This window comes from Nakamurella deserti (assembly GCF_003260015.1).
In the GTDB taxonomy this organism is placed as follows: domain Bacteria; phylum Actinomycetota; class Actinomycetes; order Mycobacteriales; family Nakamurellaceae; genus Nakamurella; species Nakamurella deserti.
Genome location: NZ_QCXS01000002.1, coordinates 171,828 through 198,102, shown reverse-complemented (window position 1 = coordinate 198,102; position 26,275 = coordinate 171,828). Strand labels below are relative to the sequence as shown.

Sequence of the window (26,275 nt, the reverse complement as noted above, 5' to 3'; positions counted from 1 at the left end):
GACGGTTTTCTCCCATCGTTCTCCCATGCGGTGCGCAGGGCGAATCGGGGTAGAGCCTGTGGTGTAAGGCCAGATCGCGACACGTGCGGCAGCGATCGTCACCGGTCGAGCAAGCCGGGCCCGGTTCGGGAACGAATGACGTTCAGTCGTCGTTACTTCAATGCTGGCTCACGAACCTTCCGAGCCGCCGCTAAGACTGATGGGAGCACCACTATGACCGCCTCCCCGAGCGACCTGCGTCCGGCGATCACCGCTGCCGATCTGGACGCGCAGGGTCCCTCCGCGGACCTCGTCCGGGTGTACCTGAACGGTATCGGCAAGACCGCGTTGCTGACCGCCGAGCAGGAGGTCGACCTGGCCAAGCGTATCGAAGCCGGGCTCTACGCGAACTTCAAACTGCAGAACGGCAAGGTTCCGGCGAAGTTGGCCAAAGACCTCGGCCGCCTCGTGCGCGACGGCGAGACGGCTCGCCAGCACTTGCTGGTCGCCAACCTCCGCCTCGTCGTGTCGCTGGCCAAGCGCTACTCGGGCCGTGGCATGCCGCTCCTGGACCTCATCCAGGAAGGCAACCTGGGTCTGATCCGTGCTGTCGAGAAGTTCGACTACACCAAGGGTTTCAAGTTCTCCACCTACGCGACGTGGTGGATCCGGCAGGCGATCAGCCGCGGGATGGCCGATCAGGGCCGCACCATCCGGCTGCCTGTGCACCTCGTCGAGCAGGTCAACAAGCTGGCCCGGCTCAAGCGTGAGCTGCACCAGCAGCTGGGCCGCGACGCCACCTTCGCCGAGTTGGCCGAGGAGTCGGGCATCCCGGAGGAGAAGATCGCCGATCTGCTCGACCACGCCCGCGACCCGGTGTCGCTGGACATGCCCGTCGGCTCGGACGAGGACGCCCCGCTGGGCGACTTCATCCAGGACGGCGAGTCGATGTCGGCGGAATCGATGGTGGTGGCGCGCTTCATGAACGCCGACATCTCCCGGGTGCTGGACACGCTGGACGAGCGCGAGAGCACCGTCCTGCGGCTCCGCTACGGCCTCGAGGACGGCCGTCCCCGCACCCTCGACGAGATCGGCCGGGTCTTCGGTATCTCGCGGGAGCGGGTGCGGCAGATCGAGCGCGACTCGATGGCCAAGCTGCGCGTCGGTGACCGCTCCGAGGCCCTCAAGGCCTACGCGAGCTGAGCGAGCTGGTCCGCACGGCGAGCTGAGCGAGCTGGCCCGGCCCGGCCCGGTGAGCCGAGCGAGTCGGTCCGGCCCGGCGAGCTGAGCGAGCCGGTCCGACACCGCGACCTGAGTGGGCCGGTCCCGCAATGCGGGCCGGCCACCCTGGCCGGCCCGGCGCATCGAAGCTTCAGGGTGGGCTCCGGCCCACGACCCCCGCGGCGCCCCCGTGGACCTCGAGTCCGCGGGGGCGTCGCCGTCTCCGGGGGCGTCCGCCGGGTCGGCGCCCGGGCGGTGGCTCCGCGTCGGAACGCCGCCGGCGCCGGAGGTGACGGTCCCACCGGTCCGTCGGTCGTCGTGACGACCGGCCGGCGGGTCCGCGGTCAGGCCGCGTGACCGGTCACCGTCCGCCGGTGCCGCAGATGGGAGGCGGCGACCGCGATGACGGCACCGACGACGACGTAGGCGGCGATCACCAGCAGGTGCCCGGTGATCCCGGTGCCCTCCAGGTAGACCAGGTGCCGGACCGCGTCGGTTCCGGCTCCGTTGGGCAGCGCGTCCGTCAGGCCCCGCCAGAACGGCGGCAGCAGCTCGGACTGGTAGGCGCCGCCCGCCGAGGGATTGCCCAGGACGACGAACACCAGGACCGTCACGCCGATGCCGATCACCCCGAACAGCACCTGGAACGCCATGGTGACGGTGGCCGCCGAGGCGACGACCAGCGCGCCGAGCCACCACAGGGCCACGAAATGCCCCGTGAGGGCACCCAACACCTGATCGACGACGAACGCGCCGGCCAGCCCCGACAGGATGGCGTAGGGCACGATCGCCACAAGCCGGAAGTACGCCCGGCGGGGGGTGGCGGGCCGCGCACCGCTGGCCACCCCGAGCAGGGCGGCGACCAGGTAGCCGCCGACGATCCAGCCGATCACCAGGTAGAAGCCGGTGAGTCCCCGGGCGTCGCCGGACTGCAGCGGCACCAGATCCGTCACCGACACCGTCCGTTGCTGGGTGGCCTCGGCCTGCTGGACGACGGCGGTCACCGCCGTGGCCACCGACGCCCCGCCACCCGATGACACCAGCAGGGTGTCGGTGGTCGACGACGCATCGACGATCAACGCCGCGGACAGCTCGCCCTGCCGGATCCGGTCCTCGGCGGTCGCCCGGTCCGCCACCGCCTCCGCTGCGAGCGGTTCACCGCTGATCGCACTCAACTGCCCGGCGGTCTGCTGGGCCGCGGGCGCCGAGGCCGACACCACGCCCAGGGCGATGCGGTGCGGCGTCGGGGCGTGGAAGGCGCCGACGTAGGACAGGATGAAGCCGATCTGCAGCAGCAGCACCCCGACGATGAGCCCGACGGTCCGCAGCGACACGGCGTCCCGGAACTCCGCCCACACCCGTTGCGGGGCAACGGGTTCCTCGGGCGCCTGGTGCCGTCCGGTGTCGGTCGTCGTCATGAGTGCCTCCGGCGTTCTGCGGTGCGGTGCGGGTCCCGGGCGACGCTACTCCGCGCTCCCCGGCGATCGTCGTCACCTGCACCCGGCGAGACGACCGTCACCGACGACCTTCTCGGGCTCCGGACGGCGACGCCGCACCTCGTCGACGCCACGAGGGTCACGGGGCCTCCGGTGGCGTCGACGGCCACCAGCGGTGACGGCCGGACCCGGTGACGGCGCCGCGGACCCGCCGACGCCCGGTGCGGGCCGCTGCGGGCGTCGGCGCGGAACTCCGCCGGTTCGACGGACAGGGCAGGACACTGATCGCCCGTGCCACGGACGCCCTCGGCCACGATCACGTGGTCACCACACGGTGACTGACCTGGGGTGGTGGCTCGTGCCCGGCGCGGTGTGGTCGCTGCCGCTGGTCCGGTGCTGGTGGCGCGGCGGTCACCCCGGTCCCGGCGACCCCGGCCGGACCGACCCCGACACCACCGGGGCCGCTGCCCGTCGACGCCGGGGTGATGCGCGGCACCGTCACGGAATGGGCCGTTCAGCGCATCCGGCGCGTCGCGTCCAGGTAGCGCGGCGGTGGACCGAGCCGACCGGCGGTGCCGGTGACGCTGATCCCGGCGGGCCCGGCCAGCACCGGACGCAGGGTGAGTTCGATGATCTCGGGCAGGTCGTCGGCGAGCGCGGACAACCGCAGCGCCAGGTCCCGCAGGGCCGGCACCGACACCGGCTCGCTCCCCCGGTAGCCGTGCAGCAGCGGGGACGCCCGGGGCCCGTCGATGAGGTCGGCGGCGTCCGCGTCGGTCAGTGGAACCGCGCGGTAGGCACGGTCGTCCAGCAGCTCGGTGGCCATCCCGCCGAGACCGAACCACACCAGCGCCCCGAACGACGGGTCGGCCCGCACGCCGCAGACCGTGCTGACCGTGGCGCGATCGCGGGCGGCCATCGCCTGCACGTAACAGGTGGGATCACCCAGCGCGGCGAGATCGCCGTAGGCATCGGCCACTTCGGCCGCGTCGGCGAGGTCGACGCGGACCCCGATGCGGTCGTCCCGGTGCCGGAAGGTCTCGTCGGCCACCTTGACCACCACCGGGTACCCGATGTCGCCGGCGCCGGTGACCGCCTCGTCCACCGACCGCGCGACCCGGTACTCCAACACCGGGATCCCGTAGCAGGACAGCAGTTCCACCCGCCGGTCGACGGTCAGCTCGTGCTCGAGCGGATCGACGGCCCGCCACCGGTCGACGAGCCGCCGGGCGCGGGCCTCGTCGATACCCACGGGCCGCGCGAGCACGCCGGCGTCCCGCCGACGCCAGGCGCCGTACCGGGTCGCCCGGGCCAGCGCCGCCACGGCCCGCTCCGGGGTGCTGTAGGACGGCACCGATCCGCGACCGGCCGGGCGCTTCTCCCCCGGCGCCACGTCGGCCGCACCCGGGTCGGGCACCGCCAGCTGCGCCGGCAGCCCCTCGACCGCGAGGAACGTGCTGACGACGGGCTTCTCGGCACCGGTGACGGCGGACAGGAGCGCCGCGGCGTGCTGTTGGCCCGGGATCGCCACCGGCGGTACGTAGACCACCACGACGGCGTCGACCTCGGGATCGTCCACCGCGGCCCGGACGGCCAGGGCCAGCATCGGCGGCTCGACCCCTACGCCGAGGTCCAGGGGGGCGCCGCCGCTCACCGTGAGGCCCTGTTCCAGGCAGGCGTCCAGGGCGAGGACCCCCAGCGCGGTCGAGTTGCCGATCACCGCCACCCGGCTCCCGGCGGGTACCGGCTGCGTGGACAGCAGCACCGCGACGTCGAACCCCTCGGCCAGCGTGTCCACCCGGATCACCCCGGACTGGGCGAACAACGTCGCCACCGCGCTGTCGGACACGGTCGCCGACGAGGCGGTCAGACCGGGTGAGACCAGCGCGTGTCGACCGGACTTCAGCGCGATCACCGGCTTGCGGCGGGCCAGTGCGCGGGCCAGCCGCGCGAACTTACGGGGGTTGCCGAACGATTCCAGGTACAGCAGCACGACGTCGGTGCGCGGGTCGTCGTACCAGTACTGCATCAGGTCGTTGCCGGAGACGTCGGCCCGGTTGCCGGCCGAGGCGAACGACGAGAGACCGAGCCCACGTTGGGCGGCGTCGGCCAGGATGGCGATCCCCAGCGCACCGGACTGGCAGAAGAACCCGACCCGGCCGGCCGGCGGGACCCGCGGCGCGAGGGTGGCGTTGAGTCGGGTGGCCGGATCGGTGTTGATCAACCCCAGGCAGTTCGGGCCGAGCACCCGCATCCCGTTCGCGCGGGCCCGGGCCACCATCGCCCGTTGGGCGGCGGCGCCGTCGGAGCCCACCTCGGCGAACCCGGCGGTGACCACGACCAGCCCGTGCACGCCCTTGGCCTGGCACGAGGCCACCACGTCGGCCACCGACGGTGCGGGCACCGCGATGACCGCGAGGTCCACCTCGCCGGGGATGTCGCGGACGTCGGGGTAGGCCCGGATGCTCTGCACGGCACGGGCTTCCGGATGGACCGGGTAGATCGGTCCGGTGAACCCCGACCGCAGCAGGTTCGCCAGCACCGCGTGCCCGAGTTTGGTCGGGTCGTTGGAGGCACCGATCACGGCCACCGAGGTCGGACTCATCAGCCGTTCGATGGAGCGCGCCTCCGAGCGGCGCTCCCGGCTGTACATCACCGCCCGGGACGCGTCCGTCGGGGCGATGTCGAACTCCACCTCGAGCACGCCGTCACCGAACTCCCGGGTGACCGCGTACCCGGCGTCGGTGAACACCCGCAGCATCTGCGGGTTGTCGGCGAGCACCTCGGCGGTGAAGCGCCGCAGGCCCCGCTCCTGCGCGGCGGCCGCCAGGTGCTCGAGCAGGATGGAACCGAGACCTCGGCGCTGATGGGCGTCCTCGACGACGAACGCGACCTCCGCCTCGGCGGTGCCGGCGATCCGGTGGTAGGTGCCGGCGGCGATCAGCTCGTCCCCGAGGACGGCGACCATGCCGACGGTGGAGTCGTGGTCGACGTCGGTGAACACCGACAGCTGTCGGTCGCTGATGTCGCGGACCGCGGCGAAGTAGCGCAGGTAGCGGGTGCGGTCGCTCATCCGGGCGTGCATCGCCCGCAGCGCGTCGGTGTCGTTCCGGGAGGTCGGCCGCAGGTGCACGGTGCCGCCGTCGGCGAGGACGACGTCGGCCTCCCAGTGCTCCGGGTAACCGGGATCGCCCGCGGGGTCCGTGGTCTCGGTCATGGGCTCAGTCCCTGGGGTCGAACGGGTCCAGGCCCCACAGCGGCAGGACGGCCTTGCGGGTGGCGAGCACCGCGGTGTCCAGGGCGGTGTCGCCGTGGCCGTCCCAGGGGCGGAGGTCGGGCACTGCCCCGTCCGACATGGTGAGCGGCAACCCGGCGCCGGGGGTGCCGTCGTCGCGGACGTGGACCGACGCCCGGCGGCGGAACCCGGCCGGCAGCGGCGTGTCCGGGTCGACGTCGCGGTCGGCCACCACGGCGATCAGGTGTGTCCAGGTGCGCGGCACCACCCGCACCACGGCGTAGCCCCCGCCGCCGACCGCCAGCCAGCGACCGTCGGTGAGCCGGTCCGCCAGCTCGCGCAGCGCCAGTTGCGCCGCGCGCTGCCCGTCGACGGTGAGCCGCAGGTTCGCCAGCGGGTCCTCCGCGTGGGCGTCGGCACCGTGCTGGGTCACCAGCACCTGGGGCCGGAACGCCTGCAGCACACCGGGTACCACGGCGTGGAAGGCGCGCAGCCAGCCGGCGTCACCGGTGCCGGCGGGGAGTGCCACATTGACCGCGGTCCCGGCCGCGGCGGGGCCGCCGATCTCGGTGGGCCGGCCGGTACCCGGGAACAGCGTGCGCGGCGACTCGTGCAGCGACACCGTCAGCACCCGGGGATCGTCCCAGAACGCCGCCTGCACCCCGTCGCCGTGGTGCACGTCCACGTCCACGTAGGCGACCCGCTCCACCCCGGCGTCGAGCAGGGCGGCGATGGCGAGGGCGGGGTCGTTGTACACACAGAATCCGGAGGCCCGGTCGGGCATCGCGTGGTGCATGCCGCCGGCGATGTTGACCGCGCGGGTGACCTCACCGGCCGCGATGGCCCGGGCGGCCCGTACGGAGCCGCCGGCGATCAGCGCCGCCGCGTCGTGCATGCCGGCGAACACCGGGTCGTCGGCGGTGCCGAGGCCGTGCGGGTCGTCGTCACCGCGGTAGGGCGGGAGCCCCGGCGCAGAGGCGGCCCGGACCGCCTCGATGTACTCCGCGGTGTGGACCGTGCGCAGGATGGCGTCGTCGGCCGGCACGGGCGACACCGGCACCAGGCCGTCCAGCACCCCCAGCTCCCCGGCCAGCGCCATCGTCAGCTCGAGCCGCAGCGGGTTCATCGGGTGGCTGTCCGACCAGCGGTAACGGAGCATTCCCGGGTCCCAGACCACCAGCGGCGCCGCCATGCCGGAAGGCTACCCCGTGGTCGCCAGGGCGGTGCCGGGGTCCCGGCGGCCCCGACGGGACGCCGCGGACTCAGTCGGGCAGGCCCAGTTCGCGGCGGCGGTCCCGCCAGCGGTCCATCAGCGCGGTCATCTCCTGCTCGAGGAAGTCGAAGAACGCGGCGGTCACCGCCATTCGGCGCCCAGCGGCGGTGCCGGCCCCGACGGCCGCGACACCTTCCTTCATCTGCGCCGACCAGGCCCGGAGCAGGCTGTCTCGCTGCAGCACCAGCTCGTACCAGTGGTCGTCGTGCAGCCAGTACTCGTCGCGGCGGGCACCGAGCGGCCGGCGTCGCTCGACCATCCGCACCCCGGTGAGGTAGCGGACGGCGCCGGACACCGCGGCCGGACTGACCTGGAGCCGCTCGGCCAACTCGGCGGCGGTCAGCGAGCCGGACTCGCTGACCATCAGGGCGGCGAAGACCCGGGCCGGCATCCGGGGTATCCCGCCGGCGACCAGCAGCTGGGTGAACCGCTCGATGAAGCGGTCGGCCCCGACCGTCGCCTGCGCCGTCACACCACGCTCCTCACCGGCCCAGGGGCCGGTCTTCAAACTCTTCACGAATGTGTGAAGTGAGCGTAGCGTCCGCCGCATGACCGCGATCGAGGTGGACGGCCTGGTCAAACGCTTCGGCAGCGCGACCGCGCTGGACGGGCTGCAGCTGACGGTGGGCAGCGGCGAGGTGCACGGATTCCTCGGCCCGAACGGCGCCGGCAAGTCCACCACCCTGCGGGTGTTGCTGGGCCTGCTGCGCGCCGACGCGGGCCGGGTGGCGGTGCTGGGCCAGGACCCCTGGCGGGACACGGTGGCCCTGCACCGCCGGCTGGCCTACGTGCCGGGCGACGTCAACCTGTGGCCCAACCTGTCCGGCGGCGAGGTCATCGACCTGCTCGGCCGGATGCGAGGCGGGCTGGACCCGCGGCGGCGCGACGACCTGGCGGCCCGTTTCGACCTCGACCCGACGCGCAAGGGTCGCGCCTACTCCAAGGGCAACCGGCAGAAAGTGGCCCTGGTCGCGGCACTCGCCGCCGACGTGGAGCTGCTACTGCTGGACGAGCCGACGTCGGGCCTGGACCCGCTGATGGAGGAGGTGTTCCGCACCATCGTCGACGAGGAGCGCGACCGCGGCCGCACCGTACTGCTGTCGAGCCACATCCTGTCGGAGGTCGAGGCGCTGTGCGACCGGGTGAGCATCGTGCGGGCCGGGCGCACCGTCGAGAGCGGCACCCTGGCCTCGCTGCGCCATCTGACCCGGACGTCGGTGCAGGCCGAACTGGTGTCGCCGCCCGTCGGGCTGGACCGGCTGCCCGGGGTGCACGATCTCGAGGTCGAGGGGTTGCGGGTGCGCTGCCAGGTCGACACCGACCGGCTGGACGCGCTGTTGCACGTGCTCGGCGAGGGCACCGTCCGCACCTTGGTGTGCTCGCCACCGACCTTGGAACAGCTGTTCCTGCGGCACTACGACCGGGCCGAGCAGGTCGGCGCGGGCCGGCCGTGACCCCGCTGCGGGGCACCGGCCTGCTGATCCGGATGACGGTGCGGCGCGACCGTTGGATGCTGCCGCTGTGGATCGGCGGGCTGGTCGCCATGGTGGCGGCGACCGTCAGCGCGTTCGGTGACCTTTATCCGGACGTGGCGTCCCGGCGCGTCTTCGCCGCCGGCATCCAGGCGAACGTGGTGTTCCGGATCTTCTACGGCCCGTTGTTCGACGGCGCGACGATCGGCGGGCTCACGGCCTGGCGGCTGGGTACCTTCGGCGCCGTCCTGCTCGCTCTGATGAGCACCTTCCTCGTCACCCGGCACACCCGACGGGAGGAGGAGACCGGCCGGCTGGAGCTGGTCGGCTCCGCGGCGGTCGGCCGCGCCGCCCCGCTGGCCGCTGCGCTGAGCGTGGCGGTGGCCACGAACCTGGCCGGCGGGCTGCTGTGCACCGCGGTGTTGATCGCCGGCTCCGCGGACGCCACCGGAGCGGCCGTGTTCGGCCTGGCCCTGGCCGGGGCCGGGCTCGTCTTCGCCGGCGTCGCCGCCGTGGCCGCGCAGCTGGCCGAAACCGCCCGTGCTGCCAACGGTCTCACGATCGCCGTGCTGGCCGTGGCGTTCCTGCTGAGGGCGCTCGGCGACGCGAGTGTCGGCCCGGGCTGGGTGGTCTGGCTGTCACCGCTGGGCTGGGTGGAACAGACCCGTGCGTTCGCCGGGAACCGGACGTGGGTGGTGGTGCTGCTGATCGCGGCCGCCGCGGTCGCGGCCGTGGCGGCAGCCGCGCTCAGCGCCCGCCGGGACATGGGCGGGAGCCTGCTGCGCACCCGCACCGGTCCGGCGCGCGCGGCGCGGTCGCTCAGCGGCCCGTTCGCGCTGGGGCTGCGCCAGCAACGGGGGGCGGTCCTCGGCTGGGGGATCGCCTTCGTCGTCCTCGGCGGCGTCTTCGGCGCGCTGGCCGACAGCATCGGGACGCTCGCCGATTCCAGCCCGCAGATCGCCGAGGTGCTGCGGCGGGTGGGCGGGCCAGGCGTCCTGCTCGACGGCTACTTCGCCGGGGTGCTCGGTGTCGTCGCGCTGTTCGCCGCAGGTTTCGGGGTCGCGGCGGCCCTGCGGCTGCGCGCCGACGAGACCGGTCTGCTCGTCGAACCGGTGCTCTCGACAGCGGTCTCGCGGACGCGGCTGCTGGCGACCCATCTGCTGTGGGTGCTGGCGGCCCCCGCCGTCCTGATGCTCGCGGCGGGTGCCGCGGCGGGTTCAGCGGCGACCGCGGCCCTGGACGACGGACAGGACCACGTCAGCCGACTGCTGGCGGGCGCCGCCGTCCAGATCCCGGCGGTGTGGGTCGTCGGCGGGGTGGCCCTGGCGCTGTTCGGCCTGCGGCCGCACTGGTCCGTGGCCGCCTGGGCGGTGCTGGGTGTGTGCGCCGTGCTGGCCGAGGTCGGGCCGGTGATGGGGTTGCCCCAGGCGGTCCTGGATGTCTCGCCGTTCACCGCCGTACCCCGGCTGGTCGGCGACGCCGCCGTGCCGGCCACCCCGCTCGTGGTCCTCACCGCGATCACCATGGTTCTGGTGGCGGCGGCGTTCACCGGCTTCCGCCGCCGGGACATCGGCTGATCGCGGCCGTCAGCCGACCTCGACCGGTCGGCCGAGCGCGCACCACTGCGACCACGAACCCGGGTACAGCGCCAGGTCGATGCCGGCGACGGCGCCCGCCAGCACCAGGTGACAGGCGGTCACCCCCGAGCCGCAGGACGCCGCGGCGGTCGTCCCGGGCCGCAGCCGCACCGCGGCGAACGCCGCCCCGATCTCGTCGGCCGACCGGAAGCGGCCGTCCTCGGTCACCAGCGAGGTGAACGGAACGTTGACCGCTCCCGGGATGTGCCCGGCCACGGGATCCACCGGCTCGACCTCGCCGCGGAACCGCGCCGCGGCCCGGGCGTCGACCAGCGCACCTCCGGCGGCCAGCGCCGCCGCACCGTCGGCGTCCACCGTGGGCATCCCGCCCGGGCGTACCCGCACCGTGCCCGGCACCAGCGGGGTGCCGCTGCCGGCCTTGACCCAGAGTCCGGCGGCCCGCCACGCGGCCATCCCACCGTCGAGCACCCGGACGTCGGTCAGCCCGGACCAGCGCAACAGCCACCAGGCCCGGGCGGCCGCCGACGCGTTGTCCGCGTCGTAGACGACCACGCCGTCGGTGGCCCGGATACCCACCCGACGCCAGGTCGCCTGCAGCGCCGCCGGATCGGGCAACGGGTGCCGACCGCCCGAGCCGTTCCCGACCGGCGCGGCGAGGTCGGCGTCGAGATCGACGAAGAGCGAGCCGGGGACGTGCCCGGCGCGGTACCCCTCCGGATCGCTGCCGGCCAGGCTCCACCGGACGTCGAGCACCACCGGCGGCCGGTCGCCGATCAGCTCCTCGGCCAGCTCCACCGCTGTCACCAGCACCGCTGCCATCGCGTCGGTCCTCCACGGGTCGGGTTCCGGCCACCGGGTGCGGTCGGCCGGGGACGTCGGGCTCTCCCACGTACTATCGAGAAGGCCAAGAAGGGGAATCATTCCAGTGAACGACCTGATCGACACCACGGAGATGTACCTGCGGACCATCTTCGAACTCGAAGAGGAAGGCATCGTCCCGTTGCGCGCGCGGATCGCCGAGCGCCTCCTGCAGTCGGGACCGACGGTCAGCCAGACCGTCGCGCGGATGCAGCGGGACGGCCTGCTGGTGGTCTCCGACGACCGGCACCTCGAGCTGACCGGTGACGGCCGTGACCGCGCGACCGCCGTCATGCGCAAGCACCGGCTGGCCGAACGGCTGCTGATGGACGTGATCGGGCTGGACTGGCGCGAGGTGCACATCGAGGCCTGCCGCTGGGAGCACGTGATGAGCGAGGCGGTCGAGCAGCGCCTCGTCGAGATCCTCAACCACCCCCAGTACTCGCCCTACGGCAACCCCATCCCCGGGTTGGACCAGCTGGGGCAGGACCCGTTCCCGGACACCGAAACGCACGCCGACCTGATGACCGCCGAAGAGGCGGCCCGTACCGCCGGCTCCTACCAGGTGCGGCGCATCATCGAACCGATCCAGAACTCCCCCGACATGATGGAGCGACTGCACCGCGGTGGCATCAAGCCCGGTGCGGTCCTCGAGTTCAGCATGCGCGGCACCGCTCTGACCGTCATCGACGGACCCCACACCACCGAGCTCCCCCGCGACGTCGCCCGCGGCATCCAGGTCCGCGCCGCCGCCTCCTGACGTCCGGGATCGGTAGCATGCGGACGGCGGGTACGCGACCGCCACCCGTCGACACCGACCGGCTGCGGCCGGCGGTCGCCGGCCGGACTGGGAGACAGGATCCAGCACTTCCCGCGTTGTCAGGACGGTTCGTGCGCGGTGTGGGTGGATGAGTGGGGCGCGTTGTCGGCGTGGTGCCTCGAGCAGTTCGGGGCCGAACCGGCACGCGAGATCTTCGGACGGCGGCAGGCGTCACACGTGACCGGCCTGGAGCTGACCGACGGCCGGCAGCTGGTGGTCAAGGCTCGACACGACGAGAACGGCCGTGCGGCAACGTGCGTCGCGGTGCAGGAACGGCTGGCCGACCTCGGCTTCCCGTGTGCCCGGCCGCTCACGCCGGTGACCTTCCGGGGCGGCGAGGCGGTGCACGCCGAGGAGTGGCGCCCCGGCGGGGAGGTGCGGACCGGGGATGACCCGACCACCGCGGCCGCCTTCGGCCAACTGTTCGCCCGTGCGCAGTCCCTGACCGCGGCCTGCCCGGAGTCACCCCCGCTGCCTCCTCCGCCGTGGGTGGACTGGACCGCCGAGGTGGCCTTCCCGCAGCTGTGGTGGCAGCCGGACTGGGTGCGGACGGCGCCGATGCCGGAGATCATCTGGTGGGCGTCGGACCGGGTCCGGCAACGGCTGCGGGCCACCGGGCTGCCGTCGGTCCTGGGGCACGCCGACTGGGAGGCCCAAAACATCCGGTGGCGCGGGGACGAGCCGTTCGTGGTGCACGACTGGGACAGCCTCGCCTGGCTGCCGGAGGCCGCCCTGGCCGGGGCGGCGGCGGGCAGTTTCGCCAGCAACGCGTCGCCGACGTTGGCGCCGGTGGAGAGCTCGGCGGCGTTCCTGGACGCCTACCAGTCCGCGCGTGACCGCCGCTTCAGCCGTGAGGAGGCCGAGGTCGCCTGGGCGGCGAGCCTGTGGCCCGCCCTGTTCAACGCCCGCATCCAGTTGATGTACGACCGGCCGCCGGTGGCGCTGGAGGCGGTCGAGCGGCAGTCGCACCAGCGGTTGACGCTGGCGTCGGCCTGACGGGCTCACCCGGTCGCACCCCGAAACACCCGTTTCGCCCGATGACAACGCCGGGCGTGGCGCGCAGGATGGAGGGAACGCATCTGCGGTGATCCGACCTGGGACGGGCCGACGTGGACACACTCACCGGTACCCGGGCCGCGCCCGGGGAGTCCGTGGGTGACCGCCGCGCCGCCCCGGTCGTCCTGACCGAGAAGCTCCGTCGCCCCGAGACCACCGGGCTGGGTCGCCCCCGGCTCGAGGCGCCGTTGGTCGACGGGGTGCCGGGGAGCCGGCTGTCCCTCGTCGTCGGCCCACCCGGCTCGGGCAAGACGACCCTGCTGGCCCGGGTGTGCGCACTGGCCCCGGTGCCCACCGCCTGGTACCGGATGACGTCCGACGACACGTCCGAGGCGACCATGCTCGCCCACCTGGCCCGCTCGCTGGGGACCGCCCTGGGGCGCTCGCTGGCCGCCGGGGGGACGGCCGCGCTGCTCGCCGACCTCGAGCAGGGGTGCCCGCCGGCGTTGCTCGTCCTGGACGACGTGCACGAGATCGTGGGCTCCCCCGCCGAACGCGGCCTCGAGCGCTTCGTCGCGCTGCGGCCGGAGAACCTGCGGGTGCTGGCCGGCTCCCGGCGGCAGCCGGATCTGAGCACGCTGCGGCTGCGCTTGTGGGGTCAGCTGCACGAGATCTCCGGTGACGACCTGCGTTTCCGGTCGTGGGAGGTCGAAGACCTGTTCCGCAACGTCTTCCGCCGCCCGCTCACGCCGGAGGCCGCGGCCGCCCTGACGCGCCGGATCGGGGGCTGGGCGGCGGGTCTGCAGCTGTTCCACCTCGCCACCCGTGGCCACACCGGCCCGGACCGGCAACGGGCGGTCGGCGAGCTCGGCGGCCGGTCCCGGTTGATCCGGTCCTACCTGGTCCGCAACGTCATCGGCGAGCTGCCGGAGGACCGCCGCCAGTTCCTGATGAAGACGTCCACCCTCGGGACGCTGACCGGTGACCTGTGTGACCGGCTGCTCGACACCACCGGCAGCGCCACGATCCTCGACGACCTGGCGCAGCAGCAGCTGTTCACCTCCTCCGAGGACGACGGGCGTACCTTCCGTTACCACGAGGTGTTGCGGGCGCACCTCGAGTGGGCGCTGCAGGAGGAGTACGGCGCGGAGCGGGCCCGGTCCTTCTACGCCGCCAGTGCGGCGTTGCTGGAAGGGGCCGGGATGACGTCGGCGGCCGTGCGCGCCCACGCCCGCGCCGAGAACTGGGGCGCGGTGGCCGCTCTCGTCCGGTCCCGCGGGTCGGATCCGGTGGTCACCGCCACCGGCACGGACCTGGTCCTGCCGCCGGCGGTGGTGCAGTTCGATCCGTGGCTGTCGCTCACCGAGGCCCGGCGCCGGATGCGGGCGGGTGCCGTCACCGCCGCGGTGACCGCCTTCGAGCAGGCCGAGAGCCTCCTCGACGAGCCGGACTTCCGGGACAGCTGCCGGCGCGAGCGCGGCCTCGCGCTGCTGTGGACGGCCGTGCCGGCCGACCCCCGGACGCTGCCGGACCACTGGTCGGCGGTGGTCCGGATCGCGACCCGGCGACCGGTCGACCCCGCGGGGGGCGCGACGTGGTCCCCGGACGACGACGGCGCCCGGCTCGGCGCCGCGCTGGTGCGGCTGCTCGCCGGCGATCTGGCCGGGGCGGCGACGCTGCTCGGCCCGCTCGCCGACGCCCCGGATCCCACCCACCGGTTGCTGGGCCGGTTGGCGGCGACCGTACCGGCGGGCTGGGCCGCGGACCGGTCCGCGGACACCGCCGCCGAGTTCGGGCGCATCGCACTGGAGGCGGAGTTCGCGGGACTGCCCTGGGTGGAACGGATGTCGCGCGGACTGGCGGAAGCGGCCCTGGTCGCGGGTCGTGCGCCCGACTGGCGCATCGAGGCCTGCGACGACGTCCTGGAGGAATGCGAGCGGGCGGGCGACGCGTGGGGCGCCGCGGTGCTGCGGACGGCGCTGGCGGTGGCGCTGCGCGACCTCGACGCGGACCGCAGCGCCGCGGCCTTCACCGACGCGCGCGGGCGGTTCGAACGCCTGGACGCCCCGGTCCCGGCCGGCTGGTGCGACGTGCTGGCGAGGTCGGCGGCGCGGGGCGGTGGCGGGCTCGCCGGTGACGATGGTGCGCACCCCGGCCGGGCTCCCGGCGCCGCCGCGGTCCCGACCGCACCGCGGAGACCCGCGGGCGTCGGCGACGGGCCGCCCGCCGAACCCGGTGCCGGGCCACCGCGGGTGGCGGTCCGCTGCCTCGGCGGCTTCGACCTCGAGATCTCGGGCCGGGCGGTCGATCTCGCGGCCCTGCGGCCACGGGCCCGGGCGGTGCTGCGGATGCTGGCACTGGCCGGCGGCCGGTACATCCACCAGGAGCGGTTGGTCGACGCCTTCTGGCCCGGGGCGGACTACCCGGTGGGGCTCCGCCGCCTGCAGGTCGCCCTGTCCAGCGTCCGTCACGTCCTGGAGCCGCACGGGCCGCCCGGGCTGGACTGGCTCCCCCGGCGCGACAGCGGATACCGGCTCGCGATGGGGCCGGGCAGCCGCCTGGACGTCCGGCGGTTCGAGGAGCACCTGACCGCCGCGCGGGCCGCCGCCGGTGACCCCGACGCGACGGTCCGCACGGTCGCCCGTCAGTGCGCGTTGGAGCTCTACCGCGGCGATCTGCTGCCCGAGGACGGCGCCGCCGAGCACCTCACCGCCGAACGCGACCGGCTACGGGTGGCCGCCGCGGAGGCGGCGGCCGCGCTCGCCGTCGACCTGCGGGCCTCCGGGCGGCGGACCGAGGCGCTGGCGGCGGCCGGCCGCTCGATCGGGCTGGAGCCGTTGCAGGACGCGGCCTGGCGCCAGCTGGCCGCCCTGCACGAGGAAGCGGGCGACGCGACGGCGGCGTTGCGCGTCCGGTTGCAGCACGCCCGCATCATCGCCGAGCTCGTCCCCGCCGGCGGCTGACCCCGGCCGCGGCCCGCGCGCCGAGCCACGGCACCCGGCGCGCTCACCGTGCCGTCACCTCGACCCGGTGCTCCAGATGGGCCGGCTTGACCAGAGCCACGAGCGCGTCGAGCCGGCGCAGGTCGAAGCCGGCCGGGTCGTCGACCGCGAGCCGGACGAGCAGGTCCGGCGCCGCCGCCGGGGGCAGCGGCGAACCCGCCGTGGTCGACCAGCGGCTGCTCCCGGGTTCGATGATCTCCGGATCGGCGCCGAACAGTCCGCGGACCGCACCGCGCACCCCGCGCACGGTGCCGCGCCAGCGCAGGATCTCAGCACCGGTCCGGACCAGCCGGCGCTGCCGGTCGGCCGACTGGTGGCCGTCGACCACGATGCCCATCCAGCCCGCCAGCCAGGCCAGCATGTCGTCCGGGGCGGTCGCCGGGTCGAAGTAGGCGGGCAGCGAGTCCAGGGTGGCGAGCACCGGGGCCAGCACGGAGTCCAGCCCGGCGCAGAACCGCTGGGTGAAGTCGTCCTCCCGGAACACCACCGGCAACGTGGCGCCCAGCGGGTGCGGCGTGAGCAGACCGTCGATCCCCGCTCTCACCGCCGCACCTGCACCTGGTGCTCGTAGGAGTGCACGAGCTCGCCGGGCGCCAGGGCGAGCCGCGGCACCGCGGCCCCCCGGCGGCCGGTGTCCGGGTCGGCCGGGAACAGCTGGACCATGATCTCCTCGGACATGTCCACCCCCGGGATCCGGGCCAGGATCGCGTTCACCTCGTGGGGCTGCACCGCCCGGCCGAGGGGCCAGCCGGTGCCCTCCGGTCCCCCGTGGAGCGGGTCGAAGAGCCGGTACACCGCGCGCAGCACCTGGGTGCGGACGTCCTCGGCCTGGAACCGCGGCCGGGCCCGCACGCTGACCACCGCGGTGAGCCACCGGTACGCGGGCGGCTCCACCACGAGCCGGGTGCCGATCAACCGCCGCTCGTCGAGATGGGCGGTGACCCGGGCCAGCGACTCGGGGAGCGGATCGAGGTGCTCGCGCCGGATCCGGCCGATGTCGTCACCCTCGACCCAGGGCACCACCAGGACCCGGACTCCCCCGGCGTCGGGAGCGCACTGCACGCGGGCGATCTCGGGCGCGACCTGGCGGGTCAGCTCCTCGAAGTCCTCGGCCGTGACCGCCCGCCCGCGGGACCGCAGCACCAACGGCCCGCGCTGCTTGGCGTCCTCGATGTCCTCCCCGCGCGCCCCACCGATGGCCGGCGAGCGGTTCTCCACCCGGGCGACGTAGGGCACGCTGGTCTTGAGCACCCGGATCTGCCCGGTACCGACGTTGCCGCTGACCCCGCCTCCGGTGCGGTACGCCCGGATCCGCAGCGACGCTCCCTTGGGCGGTACCGCCCCGTAGTGGCGCAGCGTGCCGTCGCTCTCCCGCACCGCCGGGCCGAACTGCACCTCGCCGGCCGCCGCGTCGAGGTGGAAGTGCCGGTGGCCCGGTCCGGAATCGGCGAAGTGCTCGACGGCGGTCCACTCCTGCGTGTCCGTGCCGTCGTGGACCTCGAGCACCGACGGCTCCTCCCAGGGCACCACGGGCCGGCGCTGCAGGCTGAACCGCTGGGCGGGGGTGCCGTCGGACAGCCCGACGTCCTCCCGCCGGACCACCTGCGCGTGGATGGTGCGGGCCGTGCCGCCGATGGTGAACGCCGACAGCGACAGCACCTGCGGGGACTCCCGGTAGGTGGGTTGTCCCTCCTCGGGGGGCAGCAGCCGGCAGCGCAGCCAGCCGGCGCGCTGCCGGGCCACGATGGACGCCACATGGGTCTCCGGCACGTGCAGCACGACATCCCCGGCCCGGTTCAGCCCACCGGTCTCGTCACGGTCGAGTTCGCAGGCGGTCCAGGAGGCGCCGGTCCAGGCCTCCCAGACCAGCGGCGGCCAGTCCGGGCGGACGCCGACACCCCGAACCCGGCAGTCCATCCGGACGACGACCGCACACGAGGGCACCGCGGCGGACAGCCCGACCAGCAGGGCGTCGCCGGCCTGCGGCGCCCGCTGAAAGCAGTCGAAGGGCTGGCCGGACCGCAGCGCGACCGTGTGGTCGACGGCCTCGCCGCCCGCGGGGACGGCGGCCGCCCGGCTGAACGAGCACGGCACGATCGTCAGGTCGGCGTTGGTCGCGAACACCACCGGGTCGGCGACATCGGTGCGGGGCGTGGCCACCTCGGTCTCCGCGCGCACCAGCACGGGCTGCGGCTGCGGCGCCGACAACCAGAACGTGACGCGGCCGCGGGCGGCGGCGGGCGGCCGGAGCTCGACCCCGATGAGATCCAGGAACTTCACGTAGTGCCGCTCGGGCACCCGGTTCAGCCGGTAGATGAGCTGGTCGACCATCTGTGCGAAGGCCTCGATCAGGGTGACTCCAGGATCGGACACGTTGTGGTCGGTCCAGGTCGGGCAGCGTTGCTGCACCATGCGTTTGGCGTCGTCGACGAGCTGCTGGAAGGTGCGGTCATCCAGGTCCGGTGCGGGGAGGACCATGTCAACCCCGCCCGTCGGTGCGCGTCGCCCGGGCGGCGGGCGGCGAGGCCGGCTCGTCGGGGATGACGTAGAACGGGAAGACCAGGTTGCGCTGGTCGTTGACCCCCCGGATCAGGTAGTGGATGTCGATCCACACGGTGCCGGAGCGGAGCTGGTCGAAGGTGATCCGCACCTCGCGGACCTCGATCCGCGGTTCCCACTGCTCCAGCGCCGCCCGGACGTCGTGCGAGATCGCCCCGGCGGTCGTCGCGTTCATCTCGGCGAAGACGTGATCGTGCACACGGCAACCGAACTCGGGCCGCATGGGCCGCTCGCCGGGGGCCGTGGCCAGGATCAGCCGGATCGCCTCCTCGATCTCGCGTTCGCGGACCACCAGGGCGATCCCGCCGGTGGCGTCCGTGCCGAGCGGGAACGCCCAGCCGGCGCCGACGAAGTCGATGGCCATCTCATCCTCCGATCAACACGGTGGGGGCGCCGGCCACGATGGGCGCCCCGCACAACGACAGGTCGCCCACCCGGGCCGCCGGCATCCCGCCGATGAGCACGGTCGGGCAGCCGGGCGGGGCGACGGCGGTGGGCGGGTGCACGGCGGGCGGCGGGAACGAGCAGACGTGCGGGGTGCCCACCGTCGCGGCGGGCACTCCGCCGATGAGCACCGTCGGCACCCCGGGCGGCCCGATCGCCCCGGGGTGTCCGGTGGGGTCGCCGACCCGGGCGGCGGGCGGCATCAGGGGCCTCCCGGGCGGCGGGACCCGGCGGCCGAGGTGGGCACGGTGGCGGTCAATTGATCTTCACCAGCGATCCCTGGACCGTGAGCACGCCACCGGCCTTGACCGTGGTCTGCGCGCTGCCCTCGAGGGTGGCGGTGGCCCCCTTCAGTGAGAGCCGGCCCCCGGTGGTGGCCTCGACCCCACCGGCGCCGCCGTCGATGGTCACGCCGCTGGTCGCGGTGAGCGCGATCTGGCCCCCCTTGAGCTCGAGCTTGGCGCTCGCCGCGTCCACCACGACGCCGCCCTTGCCCTCCACCAGCACGGTTCCGTCGGAGTGCAGCGTCACCGCGGTGCCGACCGCGTCCAGGGTGAGCCGGAGCCTGCCGCCGGTGGTGCTCAGGCTGACGCCCTCGGTGCGGCCGTCCTCGTCGAGCAGGTCGATGCGGTGCCCGCGCCGGGACACCAGTGACCGGCGGTTGACCGCCCCCGAGCCGCCGTCCACGAGCGCCGGTCCGCCGGTGGGCGGGGTGTCCACGCCGTTGTACAGACCGCCGACGACGTACGGCCGGCGGATGTCGCCCTGTTCGAAGAGCACCAGCACCTCGTCGCCCACCTCGGGGACGATCATGGTGCCGCGGTCGCGGCCGGCTCCCGGCTGCACCGTGCGGGCCCAGTCGCTGACGTAGTCGTCCGAGAGCCACGGGAACGTCACCGTGACCCGGCCACGGTGCTCGGGATCGTCGGCGTTGCTGACCAGCCCCACGACGGGGCCGGTCACCGGCCGGCCCGGCGTGGTGCCGGAGGTGAGCCCGAACAGGCTGCGCTCCTGCCGGCCGGTGACCGAGAACGCCGTGGTGTAGCCCGTGAGGGGGTCGTAGCGGTGCCGGGAGCTGGTCACCAGGTACTTGCCGTCGAACGGCTCGCCGACGTTCTCGATGCTGACCGCCGCCCCGGCGACGAGTCGGGGGTTGCCCCGGGCGACCCCCTCGAACTCGGCGAAGCCGCCGGCGATGTGTTCGGCCAGGGCCTTGGCCGCGGTGTCGACCTCCGACTGCGTCCGGTACGCGGTGTCGGTGGCGACGTGGACGGGATCGCCGAAGACGGCGGCGATGTCGGTGGGGCGCACGGTGGGCAGCACCGCGCTGGTGGTCACGGCCGGTGCGGTGGCGATCAGCGCCCGCTTCTGGGCCAGATCCCAACCGCGGACCTCGACCTCGCGGACCTGCTCGGCCGCGGTGACCACCGAGCGGAACCGCACCAGGTCGGTGCCGGGCCGCAGGACCAGCGGGTCGCGGCGCGCCCCGCCGCCGGTCGGGTCGGGCGCGGCGGCGGCGGTGGCCGGCGGCCGGAAGTAGAAGCGGCCGTCGCGGACCGCCACCTCGAAGCCGATCTCGCGCGCGAGCCCGCCGAGGAACTCCCAGTCGGTCACCCCGGCCTGCGACAGGTGGTCGAAGACGGTGCTCGTGGCGGTCACCTCGCCGATCCGCAGGCCGGCCCGCTGCGCCACGGTGGTGGCGACGTCGGAAGCGGTGCACTGCAGGTGACTCTCGGTGCGCCGGCCGCGGAACAGCCGGTGCGCCTGGTCGTAGCCACGGATGACGGTGAAGGTGCCGGTGCTGTCGAACTCCGCCTCGAGCGCGGTCACCTCCCCCTCGATCAACCGCTCCGGCGTGGTCGCGGCGTCACTGATGACCGAGACCCGGATCCTCGAGCCGATCTTCGCGCCGGATCTGGTCAACACCAGCCGCTCGGAGTCCCGGAACCGGAGCAGGAACAGGTCCGGCAGGTGCAGGCTGTCGTCGACGGTCGCCGACAGCAGCAGCGCCTTCGCCTCGGCGGGCAGCGGCGAGCCGTCGATCTCGACGACGAACCCGGAACTGGTGGACACGGTGTCACCGCCCCGTCGCGTCGAGTTCGGCGGCGCTGGGCACCAGCACGGTCGTGCCGTCGGGGATGCGCAGCGGGTCGTCGATGCCGTTGAAGCGGGCCAGCGGCCGCCAGAGGGTGGCGTCGCCGTACTCGGCGTAGGCCACCGACGCGAGGCTGTCACCCACCACCATGCGGTGCACCCGCCGCGCCGCGAGCGAGCCGGAGGTCGGGTTCTGCTGACTGTTCTCGCCCGGCATCTCCTCCAGCGTGACGCTGCAGGTGGCCCGGATCGGGGTGCCGCCGGCCGAGAAGAGCGTGTACTTGGCGCTGACCTGGGTGACGAAGGCCGGGAAGCTGGTGACCGTGCCCCAGGTGAAGACGACCAGCGGCGGCACCGGTTTGTCGTCGCCGCTCGTGCGGGCGGTGGGAACGCAGCAGGAGAAGAGCTTCTCGACGGCCTCGACGACGCTGCCGTCGTGCTTGGCTGTCGCGTCGAAGAACATCTCCAGCGTCATCTTGCACGGGTCGGCCCCCGAGAACTGCGGCGGTGCCGCCTTCTTCGCGTTCCGGTCGTTCTTGCGTTCCCATTTCGCCGACTTGGCGATGGTCAGTTCCCTGGGGTTGAACTGGAAATCGATGGTGCCCGCCGGGGACCCGAGCTTGCGGCCGCCGGTCGTGGGTGAGGACTCGTGGAGTTCGAGCTTGGCGCGCAGCACCTGGGGCCGGCTGCCGTCACCGGAGGGCGACGGCGGGGACAGCGCTCCCCCGTCGCCGCCGTTGACCAGTGCGATGGCGTTCACGGCTCAGCTCCCGGCCTTGGCGGTGATGCCGTGGTGGGCGATCTCGAGGGTCTCGGTGGCGGCCTTGGGCGAGTCGAAGTTCATGCTCGGTCCGGTCCAGCGCACCGGGATCACCCCGAACAGCGACCACTCGGTGACGACCCGGCCCTTCATCGTGCGGGCCTGGATGACGGCGGTCTGGGGGGTGACGCCGTTGACCATGCCGCTGAACCAGGTCGTGAGCTTGGCGCTGTCGGGTCCGATCGGCCGGGACAGCTTGACGTTGGAGTACTTGATGCGCGTCGGCAGCTGCCAGACCATCGCGTTGTTGCCGCCCTCCTCGCGGGTCTCCATCACGATCTCGATGCCCAGGCCCTCGCAGGAGTTGAAGACGCCGAGCGGCACGACCTCGTCGGCGGTGTCGATGCTGACGACGAAACACACGCCCACGGCCGGATCGTCGTCCTCGGGCCGCAGGGCCGGTGTGGTCATGGGGTGCTCCCGAGGTCGGTGTGAGCGGTCGGTTGGTGGGCGGTGCGGGCCGCTCCCGCACAAGCGCGGGGCGGGTTCATCGGTGGAGGTCCAGCGAGAGGCCGGCGCGTTCCCGATCCAGCCACAGCTCGGCCCGTAGTCGCGCGGTCAGCGGGTCGAAGAGGCGGCGCGCGAGTTCGTCCAGGTCGGTGGGCAGCGCCGCGGGAGCGGCGGTCGCGGCGCTACCGCCGCCGGCGGCGCCGCCGGCGGGTGCGGCGGCGGCACCGGGCTCGGGTGCGGCGCCGTCGCGGGCCACGACCGGCGCGGGTCCGTCCGGCGGGGCGCCGTCGGACGCCCGTTGCACGAGCGGGACCGACACCCCCGGCGGCGGCGGGGTGGGACGGTCGGTTGTGGGCGGCGCGAAGACCACGGAGGCGGGTCCGTCGGGGCGGGCGATCCCGCGGGCCACCGCGGCGGCACCCGGCGCGACCACCCGCTGCAGGAACAGCGCCGTCCCGGCCGCGGGAGCCGGTAGGTGCCACATCGTCTCGAGGTGCGGAGCGGACCCGGGCGGCGGGGCCGGGGCGGTGGCGGGCGTCGCCCGCTGCAGCGGTACCGGTGGCGCCGTGATGGCCGTGATCGCGGTGGTCCCGACCGCCGCGGCGGGACCGCTGGTGGCGGTGTCCGTGGCCCAGGTCACGGGCGTGGCGGGGGTGTCCGGAATGACGATCTCCGGCGCACCGGCGGCCGTCGCGAGCGGCGGGTGTGCACCCAGCAGTGGGACCGTGAGTGGCGACACCGGCGAAGCCGGGTCGGACGGCACGCGCTGGAGGCGGACGACCGGACCGACGGCGGCCGGTGCCACCGCCGCTGTCGACGGTGCCGGGGTCGGGCCCGGTGCCGACGAGGCGGGCGGGACCGTCGTCGTGGGCGTCGGTGCGGGCGTGCTGCCCCGCACCGACGGGAGGTCGGGCGGCGCCGCGGTGGCGACGGGCATCGCCGGGATTCGTTGCACCGCCGACAACGGCGGGAGCGGCGGCGCGGCCGGGCCGGGCCGGTCCGGCGGGGTGACGTCGGCCCGTTCGGCGAACTCGTCACCATGGGCCCGGGAGGGCGCCGGCGGCCCGGACGTCGACGCGGTGCTCGATGCACGGCCGGAGGCCCGTTGCGGGACAGAGGGTGTCGTTCCCGGCTCGTGGACGGTGCGCTGGACGTCGGGAACCCGGGCGACCGGTGGGCCGAGCCCGCGACGGGGCGGGGCGGCCGCGCCCGGAACCGGAGGGTCCCACGCCGTCGCCGTCGGGTTCGGCGGGCTCTCCGGGCGCGGGCCACCGGCGGACCGGTCGAGCGCCCGCATCAGGTGGCTCAGGCCGACGAGCGGCGCCACCGGCTGCGGCGGCGCCGCCGCCGCGGGGAGGACCGTCGGCGAGTCGCCACGGACGGTCTCGACGGCGCTGCGACCGGGCGGGACAGCGGGCGGGACGTCGGCCTCGGGCGGCACCGTCGGTGATGACGTCGCTCTCGGGACTCCGCTGGGCGACGACACCGTCGGGAACTCCCTGGACGACGACACCGTCGGGGATCCGGCGGACGACGACACCGTCGGGAACTCCATGGACGACGACACTGTCGGGGATCCGGCGGACGACGACACCGTCGGGAACTCCGTGGACGGCGACACCGTCGGGGATCCAGCGGAGGACGACACCGTCGGGAACTCCGCGGGCGACACCGTCGGGGATTCGGCGGACGGCGACACCGTCGCGGTCGGTGGCGTCGGCGGGACCACCGCCCTCGCCACGGTCAGCGGCGCACCCGGAGCCACCGGAGTCGGTCCCGCCGCCCTCCGGGGATCCGTCGCCGCCACCGGCAGCGAGGGGTCGGACAGCGCCGACCGGCGCTGCACCGGAACGGCCACCGCATCGCCGGTCCGCGTCGGCGGGGCCCCGCCGACCGGCTCCTGCACCGCGCCCGACCGCTGCACCTCCTCCCGGCCCGTACCGGGCCGCGGCACCTCGGCCGCTGCCGGCAGCTCGCCGGAACGCTGGACCGTCGAGGCGGGCGGGAGCACCACGGGCGTGTGGCCCACGAGGGGCGCGTCGGCGAACGCGGAGCCGAGCTGGTCCCGACCCGGGCCCGCGGTCCCGGTCGCCGGCCCGGTCGGCACCGTCACCTCCGCCGATCTCGCGACGGTCACCGCGCCGGCCGACCCGGCGGACGGGGACGGCGTGAGGGATGTCTCCGGCGTGTCCCGCGGGACCGTCGGCAGCGGCAGTGGTTCCAGGTTGAGCAGCGGCAACACGGTGACGGCGGGAGCGTCGATCAACGGACGTGCCGGCGTTCGGTCGGCCACCGGCGGTGCCGCGGAACGTTGCATCGGAACGGGGGCCACGGCCCGGACGGAATCGGTGACGGACCAGGACCGGCCACCCTCCGACGCGTCCACCGGCTCTACCGGCGGCGTCGCGGTCGGAAGCGTCGCCACGGGCCCGGCCTCGGCCGCACCGGTCGACGCCACCGGGTCCGCGTCCGCTGCGCCCGGCGCGGGCGCGGGCGTTCCGGCCGACGGAGCCGGATCGTCCGCCGCGGACGGCGCCGGGTCGGCGCCGAAGCGCAGCTGCGGCAGCGCGACCAGCCGTTGCACGCTCGACGAAACCGAGCGGGCCGGCGCGACCGCCGGCTCGGGGCCGGTCGGGATGTGCCGCGGCACCGGGACGCTCGTCAGTCCACCCACGGTGCCGATCGGTCCGCCGGCGTCCAGGGCGTGGCCGAGTGGCGCCAGGAAGCTCGGATCGTGGGAGGTGGCCAGCGACCGGACGAACGGGTCGCGGGCCGCGATCGGCGGCATCGGTGCGACGGGCGGCAGCGGGGGCAGGTCGCGCCAGGCCGCTCGCTGCACCGGGGCGGGCACGACCGTGGCCGGACCGGTGGCGGCCGGGGTCGCACCGCGGCTGCGGAAAAGTCCCACGTGGTCACCTCCCCCGCTCGATCCGGACGTTGATGGCGCCGATCTCCTCGGCGAACCGGCGGCGCTCGGGGTGCTCCAGGTCGAGGAGGTCGTCGAGCGGCCAGTGGAAGTGGTAGGCGATGTACGCGACCTCGGCGTAGAGCCGGTCGGGCGCGTACGTCGTCATTCCCCCAGGCGCCCACCACCGACGTCGACGGCGAAGGGGTGGGCGCAGTTCGGGCAGGTGACCGCGGCCCGCGTGTGGCCCTCCTGGTTGACCCGCCGGTACAGGTCCTGGAGGAAGGCGAGGTCGGAGGCGAACAGGTTCTCGATGATGCCGGCGTGCACGTCCTCGACGGTCCCGATCCGGGTCACCACCCGGCCGAGCAGCACGACGGTCAGGTAGGGCGGGTTCTCCCGGACGCGGTCGTCGCGCAGGGGGACGAGTTCGTCCCGGGCGGTGGCCAGCCGCATCACCCCGTCCCGGTGCACGGTGCCGGCGGCGTCGACGTACCCGCGGGGCAGCACGAACGGGAACTCCGTCCGCAGCTGCTCGCGCACCGGCGGGGCGGCGGCGGCGGCCGGCGCCGCCACCGTCTCCGGGCGCGATCCGTCCTGGGCCCCAAGCAGCGCACCGCGACGCATCATTCGACTTCGAGCCGCTCGTAGGTGACGATCAGCTTCTCGGTGAGAACGCTGGTGTCACCGGCCTTCAGGGCACCGATCTCGAGGCTCTTCGGCCACGCGTTGGTCAGCTTGTAGCGCTTGACCGGGTTGCCCTCGTAGTCGTAGACCACGATCGCGCCGCCCTTGCGGACGTCGCCCATCTTCCCGAACTGCGAGTCCTTGACCCACTTCTCGAAGCTCTGATCGGCGGTGAGGGCGCGGCTCAGGGTGACCTCGCCGGCCTTCCACCGTCCCGGCAGCTTCTTGATGACGTACTTGCCGTCGGGCCCGTTCTGCTTGAGCTCGATGACGTCCTGTTCCATCTTCAGCCCGGAGACCTCGGTGATGGACTTGATCTGGACCCCGTCGATCTCCAGCCCGAAGGAGTGACCGACCGAGCCGTCGAGATCTGGCAAAGCCATGGTGTGCTGCCTTTCTGTGCTGCCTGCGGGAAGGGGTGCGTGC

General features: G+C 74.3%; 22 protein-coding genes. 6 read left to right on the top strand and 16 right to left on the bottom strand.

Features of this window, described 5'->3' with window-relative positions:
• Positions 1-213 precede the first annotated feature (213 nt).
• Positions 214-1,182, top strand: a complete 969-nt coding sequence (locus DB033_RS01165; protein WP_111765089.1) for a sigma-70 family RNA polymerase sigma factor — start codon at positions 214-216, stop codon at positions 1,180-1,182.
• 362 nt (positions 1,183-1,544) lie between these two features.
• On the opposite strand, the gene DB033_RS01160 is transcribed toward DB033_RS01165, so the two are convergent.
• From DB033_RS01160 to DB033_RS01145, 4 genes are all read right to left on the bottom strand, one after another.
• Positions 1,545-2,618 (bottom strand): DUF3533 domain-containing protein, encoded by a 1,074-nt coding sequence (locus DB033_RS01160; protein WP_111765088.1) that lies wholly within the window; start codon positions 2,616-2,618, stop codon positions 1,545-1,547.
• A 532-nt stretch (positions 2,619-3,150) separates the two neighbouring features.
• Positions 3,151-5,853 (bottom strand): bifunctional acetate--CoA ligase family protein/GNAT family N-acetyltransferase, encoded by a 2,703-nt coding sequence (locus tag DB033_RS01155; protein ID WP_111765087.1) that lies wholly within the window; start codon positions 5,851-5,853, stop codon positions 3,151-3,153.
• Positions 5,854-5,857: 4 nt separating this feature from the next.
• Complete coding sequence (locus DB033_RS01150) at positions 5,858-7,063, bottom strand: acetoin utilization protein AcuC (protein ID WP_111765086.1); 1,206 nt, start codon at positions 7,061-7,063, stop codon at positions 5,858-5,860.
• A gap of 70 nt (positions 7,064-7,133) precedes the next feature.
• Positions 7,134-7,661 carry a GbsR/MarR family transcriptional regulator gene (locus DB033_RS01145; protein WP_205843592.1) on the bottom strand — a complete coding sequence of 176 codons (528 nt, stop codon included), beginning with the start codon at positions 7,659-7,661 and terminating at the stop codon, positions 7,134-7,136.
• Between the two features lie 31 nt (positions 7,662-7,692).
• Here DB033_RS01145 and DB033_RS01140 point away from each other — a divergent pair, with 31 nt between their 5' ends.
• Positions 7,693-8,598 (top strand): ABC transporter ATP-binding protein, encoded by a 906-nt coding sequence (locus DB033_RS01140; RefSeq protein ID WP_111765084.1) that lies wholly within the window; start codon positions 7,693-7,695, stop codon positions 8,596-8,598.
• Positions 8,595-10,193, top strand: coding sequence for an ABC transporter permease (locus DB033_RS20465; RefSeq protein ID WP_157970436.1), 1,599 nt, complete (start codon positions 8,595-8,597; stop codon positions 10,191-10,193). The genes DB033_RS01140 and DB033_RS20465 overlap by 4 nt, the downstream gene beginning before the upstream one ends.
• Before the next feature lie 9 nt (positions 10,194-10,202).
• Here DB033_RS20465 and DB033_RS01130 read toward each other — a convergent pair whose 3' ends face one another.
• Positions 10,203-11,033 carry a sulfurtransferase gene (locus DB033_RS01130; RefSeq protein WP_205843591.1) on the bottom strand — a complete coding sequence of 277 codons (831 nt, stop codon included), beginning with the start codon at positions 11,031-11,033 and terminating at the stop codon, positions 10,203-10,205.
• A 106-nt stretch (positions 11,034-11,139) separates the two neighbouring features.
• Between DB033_RS01130 and DB033_RS01125 the strand changes: the two genes are divergently transcribed.
• From DB033_RS01125 to DB033_RS01115, 3 genes are all read left to right on the top strand, one after another.
• Positions 11,140-11,832 carry an iron-dependent transcriptional repressor DtxR gene (locus DB033_RS01125; protein WP_111765083.1) on the top strand — a complete coding sequence of 231 codons (693 nt, stop codon included), beginning with the start codon at positions 11,140-11,142 and terminating at the stop codon, positions 11,830-11,832.
• A gap of 144 nt (positions 11,833-11,976) precedes the next feature.
• Entirely contained in the window at positions 11,977-12,888 is a 912-nt protein-coding gene (locus DB033_RS01120; protein ID WP_205843590.1) for a phosphotransferase, read from the top strand.
• Positions 12,889-13,001: 113 nt separating this feature from the next.
• Entirely contained in the window at positions 13,002-15,851 is a 2,850-nt protein-coding gene (locus tag DB033_RS01115) for an AfsR/SARP family transcriptional regulator (protein WP_111765081.1), read from the top strand.
• A gap of 43 nt (positions 15,852-15,894) precedes the next feature.
• Here the strand turns inward: DB033_RS01115 and DB033_RS01110 are convergent, their stop codons facing one another.
• From DB033_RS01110 to DB033_RS01065, 11 genes are all read right to left on the bottom strand, one after another.
• The gene (locus DB033_RS01110; protein WP_111765080.1) at positions 15,895-16,434 is read right to left on the bottom strand and encodes a phage tail protein; all 540 of its coding nucleotides are present in this window, start codon (positions 16,432-16,434) and stop codon (positions 15,895-15,897) included.
• Positions 16,431-18,368 (bottom strand): putative baseplate assembly protein, encoded by a 1,938-nt coding sequence (locus DB033_RS01105; RefSeq protein WP_111765079.1) that lies wholly within the window; start codon positions 18,366-18,368, stop codon positions 16,431-16,433. Before DB033_RS01105 ends, DB033_RS01110 begins: the two co-directional genes overlap by 4 nt.
• A gap of 1 nt (position 18,369) precedes the next feature.
• Positions 18,370-18,813 carry a GPW/gp25 family protein gene (locus tag DB033_RS01100; RefSeq protein WP_111765078.1) on the bottom strand — a complete coding sequence of 148 codons (444 nt, stop codon included), beginning with the start codon at positions 18,811-18,813 and terminating at the stop codon, positions 18,370-18,372.
• Position 18,814: 1 nt separating this feature from the next.
• Positions 18,815-19,096, bottom strand: a complete 282-nt coding sequence (locus DB033_RS01095; RefSeq protein WP_111765077.1) for a PAAR domain-containing protein — start codon at positions 19,094-19,096, stop codon at positions 18,815-18,817.
• 52 nt (positions 19,097-19,148) lie between these two features.
• On the bottom strand, positions 19,149-20,966 hold the full coding sequence (locus tag DB033_RS01090) for a VgrG-related protein (protein WP_111765076.1): 1,818 nt from the start codon (positions 20,964-20,966) through the stop codon (positions 19,149-19,151).
• A gap of 4 nt (positions 20,967-20,970) precedes the next feature.
• Complete coding sequence (locus tag DB033_RS01085) at positions 20,971-21,747, bottom strand: phage tail protein (protein ID WP_240615676.1); 777 nt, start codon at positions 21,745-21,747, stop codon at positions 20,971-20,973.
• A gap of 3 nt (positions 21,748-21,750) precedes the next feature.
• Complete coding sequence (locus DB033_RS01080; RefSeq protein ID WP_111765075.1) at positions 21,751-22,218, bottom strand: phage tail protein; 468 nt, start codon at positions 22,216-22,218, stop codon at positions 21,751-21,753.
• A gap of 76 nt (positions 22,219-22,294) precedes the next feature.
• Positions 22,295-25,165, bottom strand: a complete 2,871-nt coding sequence (locus tag DB033_RS01075; protein WP_111765074.1) for a hypothetical protein — start codon at positions 25,163-25,165, stop codon at positions 22,295-22,297.
• 4 nt (positions 25,166-25,169) lie between these two features.
• Entirely contained in the window at positions 25,170-25,331 is a 162-nt protein-coding gene (locus DB033_RS20880) for a DUF6760 family protein (protein ID WP_170315456.1), read from the bottom strand.
• Positions 25,328-25,789, bottom strand: coding sequence for a hypothetical protein (locus tag DB033_RS01070; protein WP_111767138.1), 462 nt, complete (start codon positions 25,787-25,789; stop codon positions 25,328-25,330). Before DB033_RS01070 ends, DB033_RS20880 begins: the two co-directional genes overlap by 4 nt.
• On the bottom strand, positions 25,789-26,232 hold the full coding sequence (locus DB033_RS01065) for a phage tail protein (RefSeq protein WP_111765073.1): 444 nt from the start codon (positions 26,230-26,232) through the stop codon (positions 25,789-25,791). The genes DB033_RS01070 and DB033_RS01065 overlap by 1 nt, the downstream gene beginning before the upstream one ends.
• Positions 26,233-26,275: the final 43 nt, after the last annotated feature.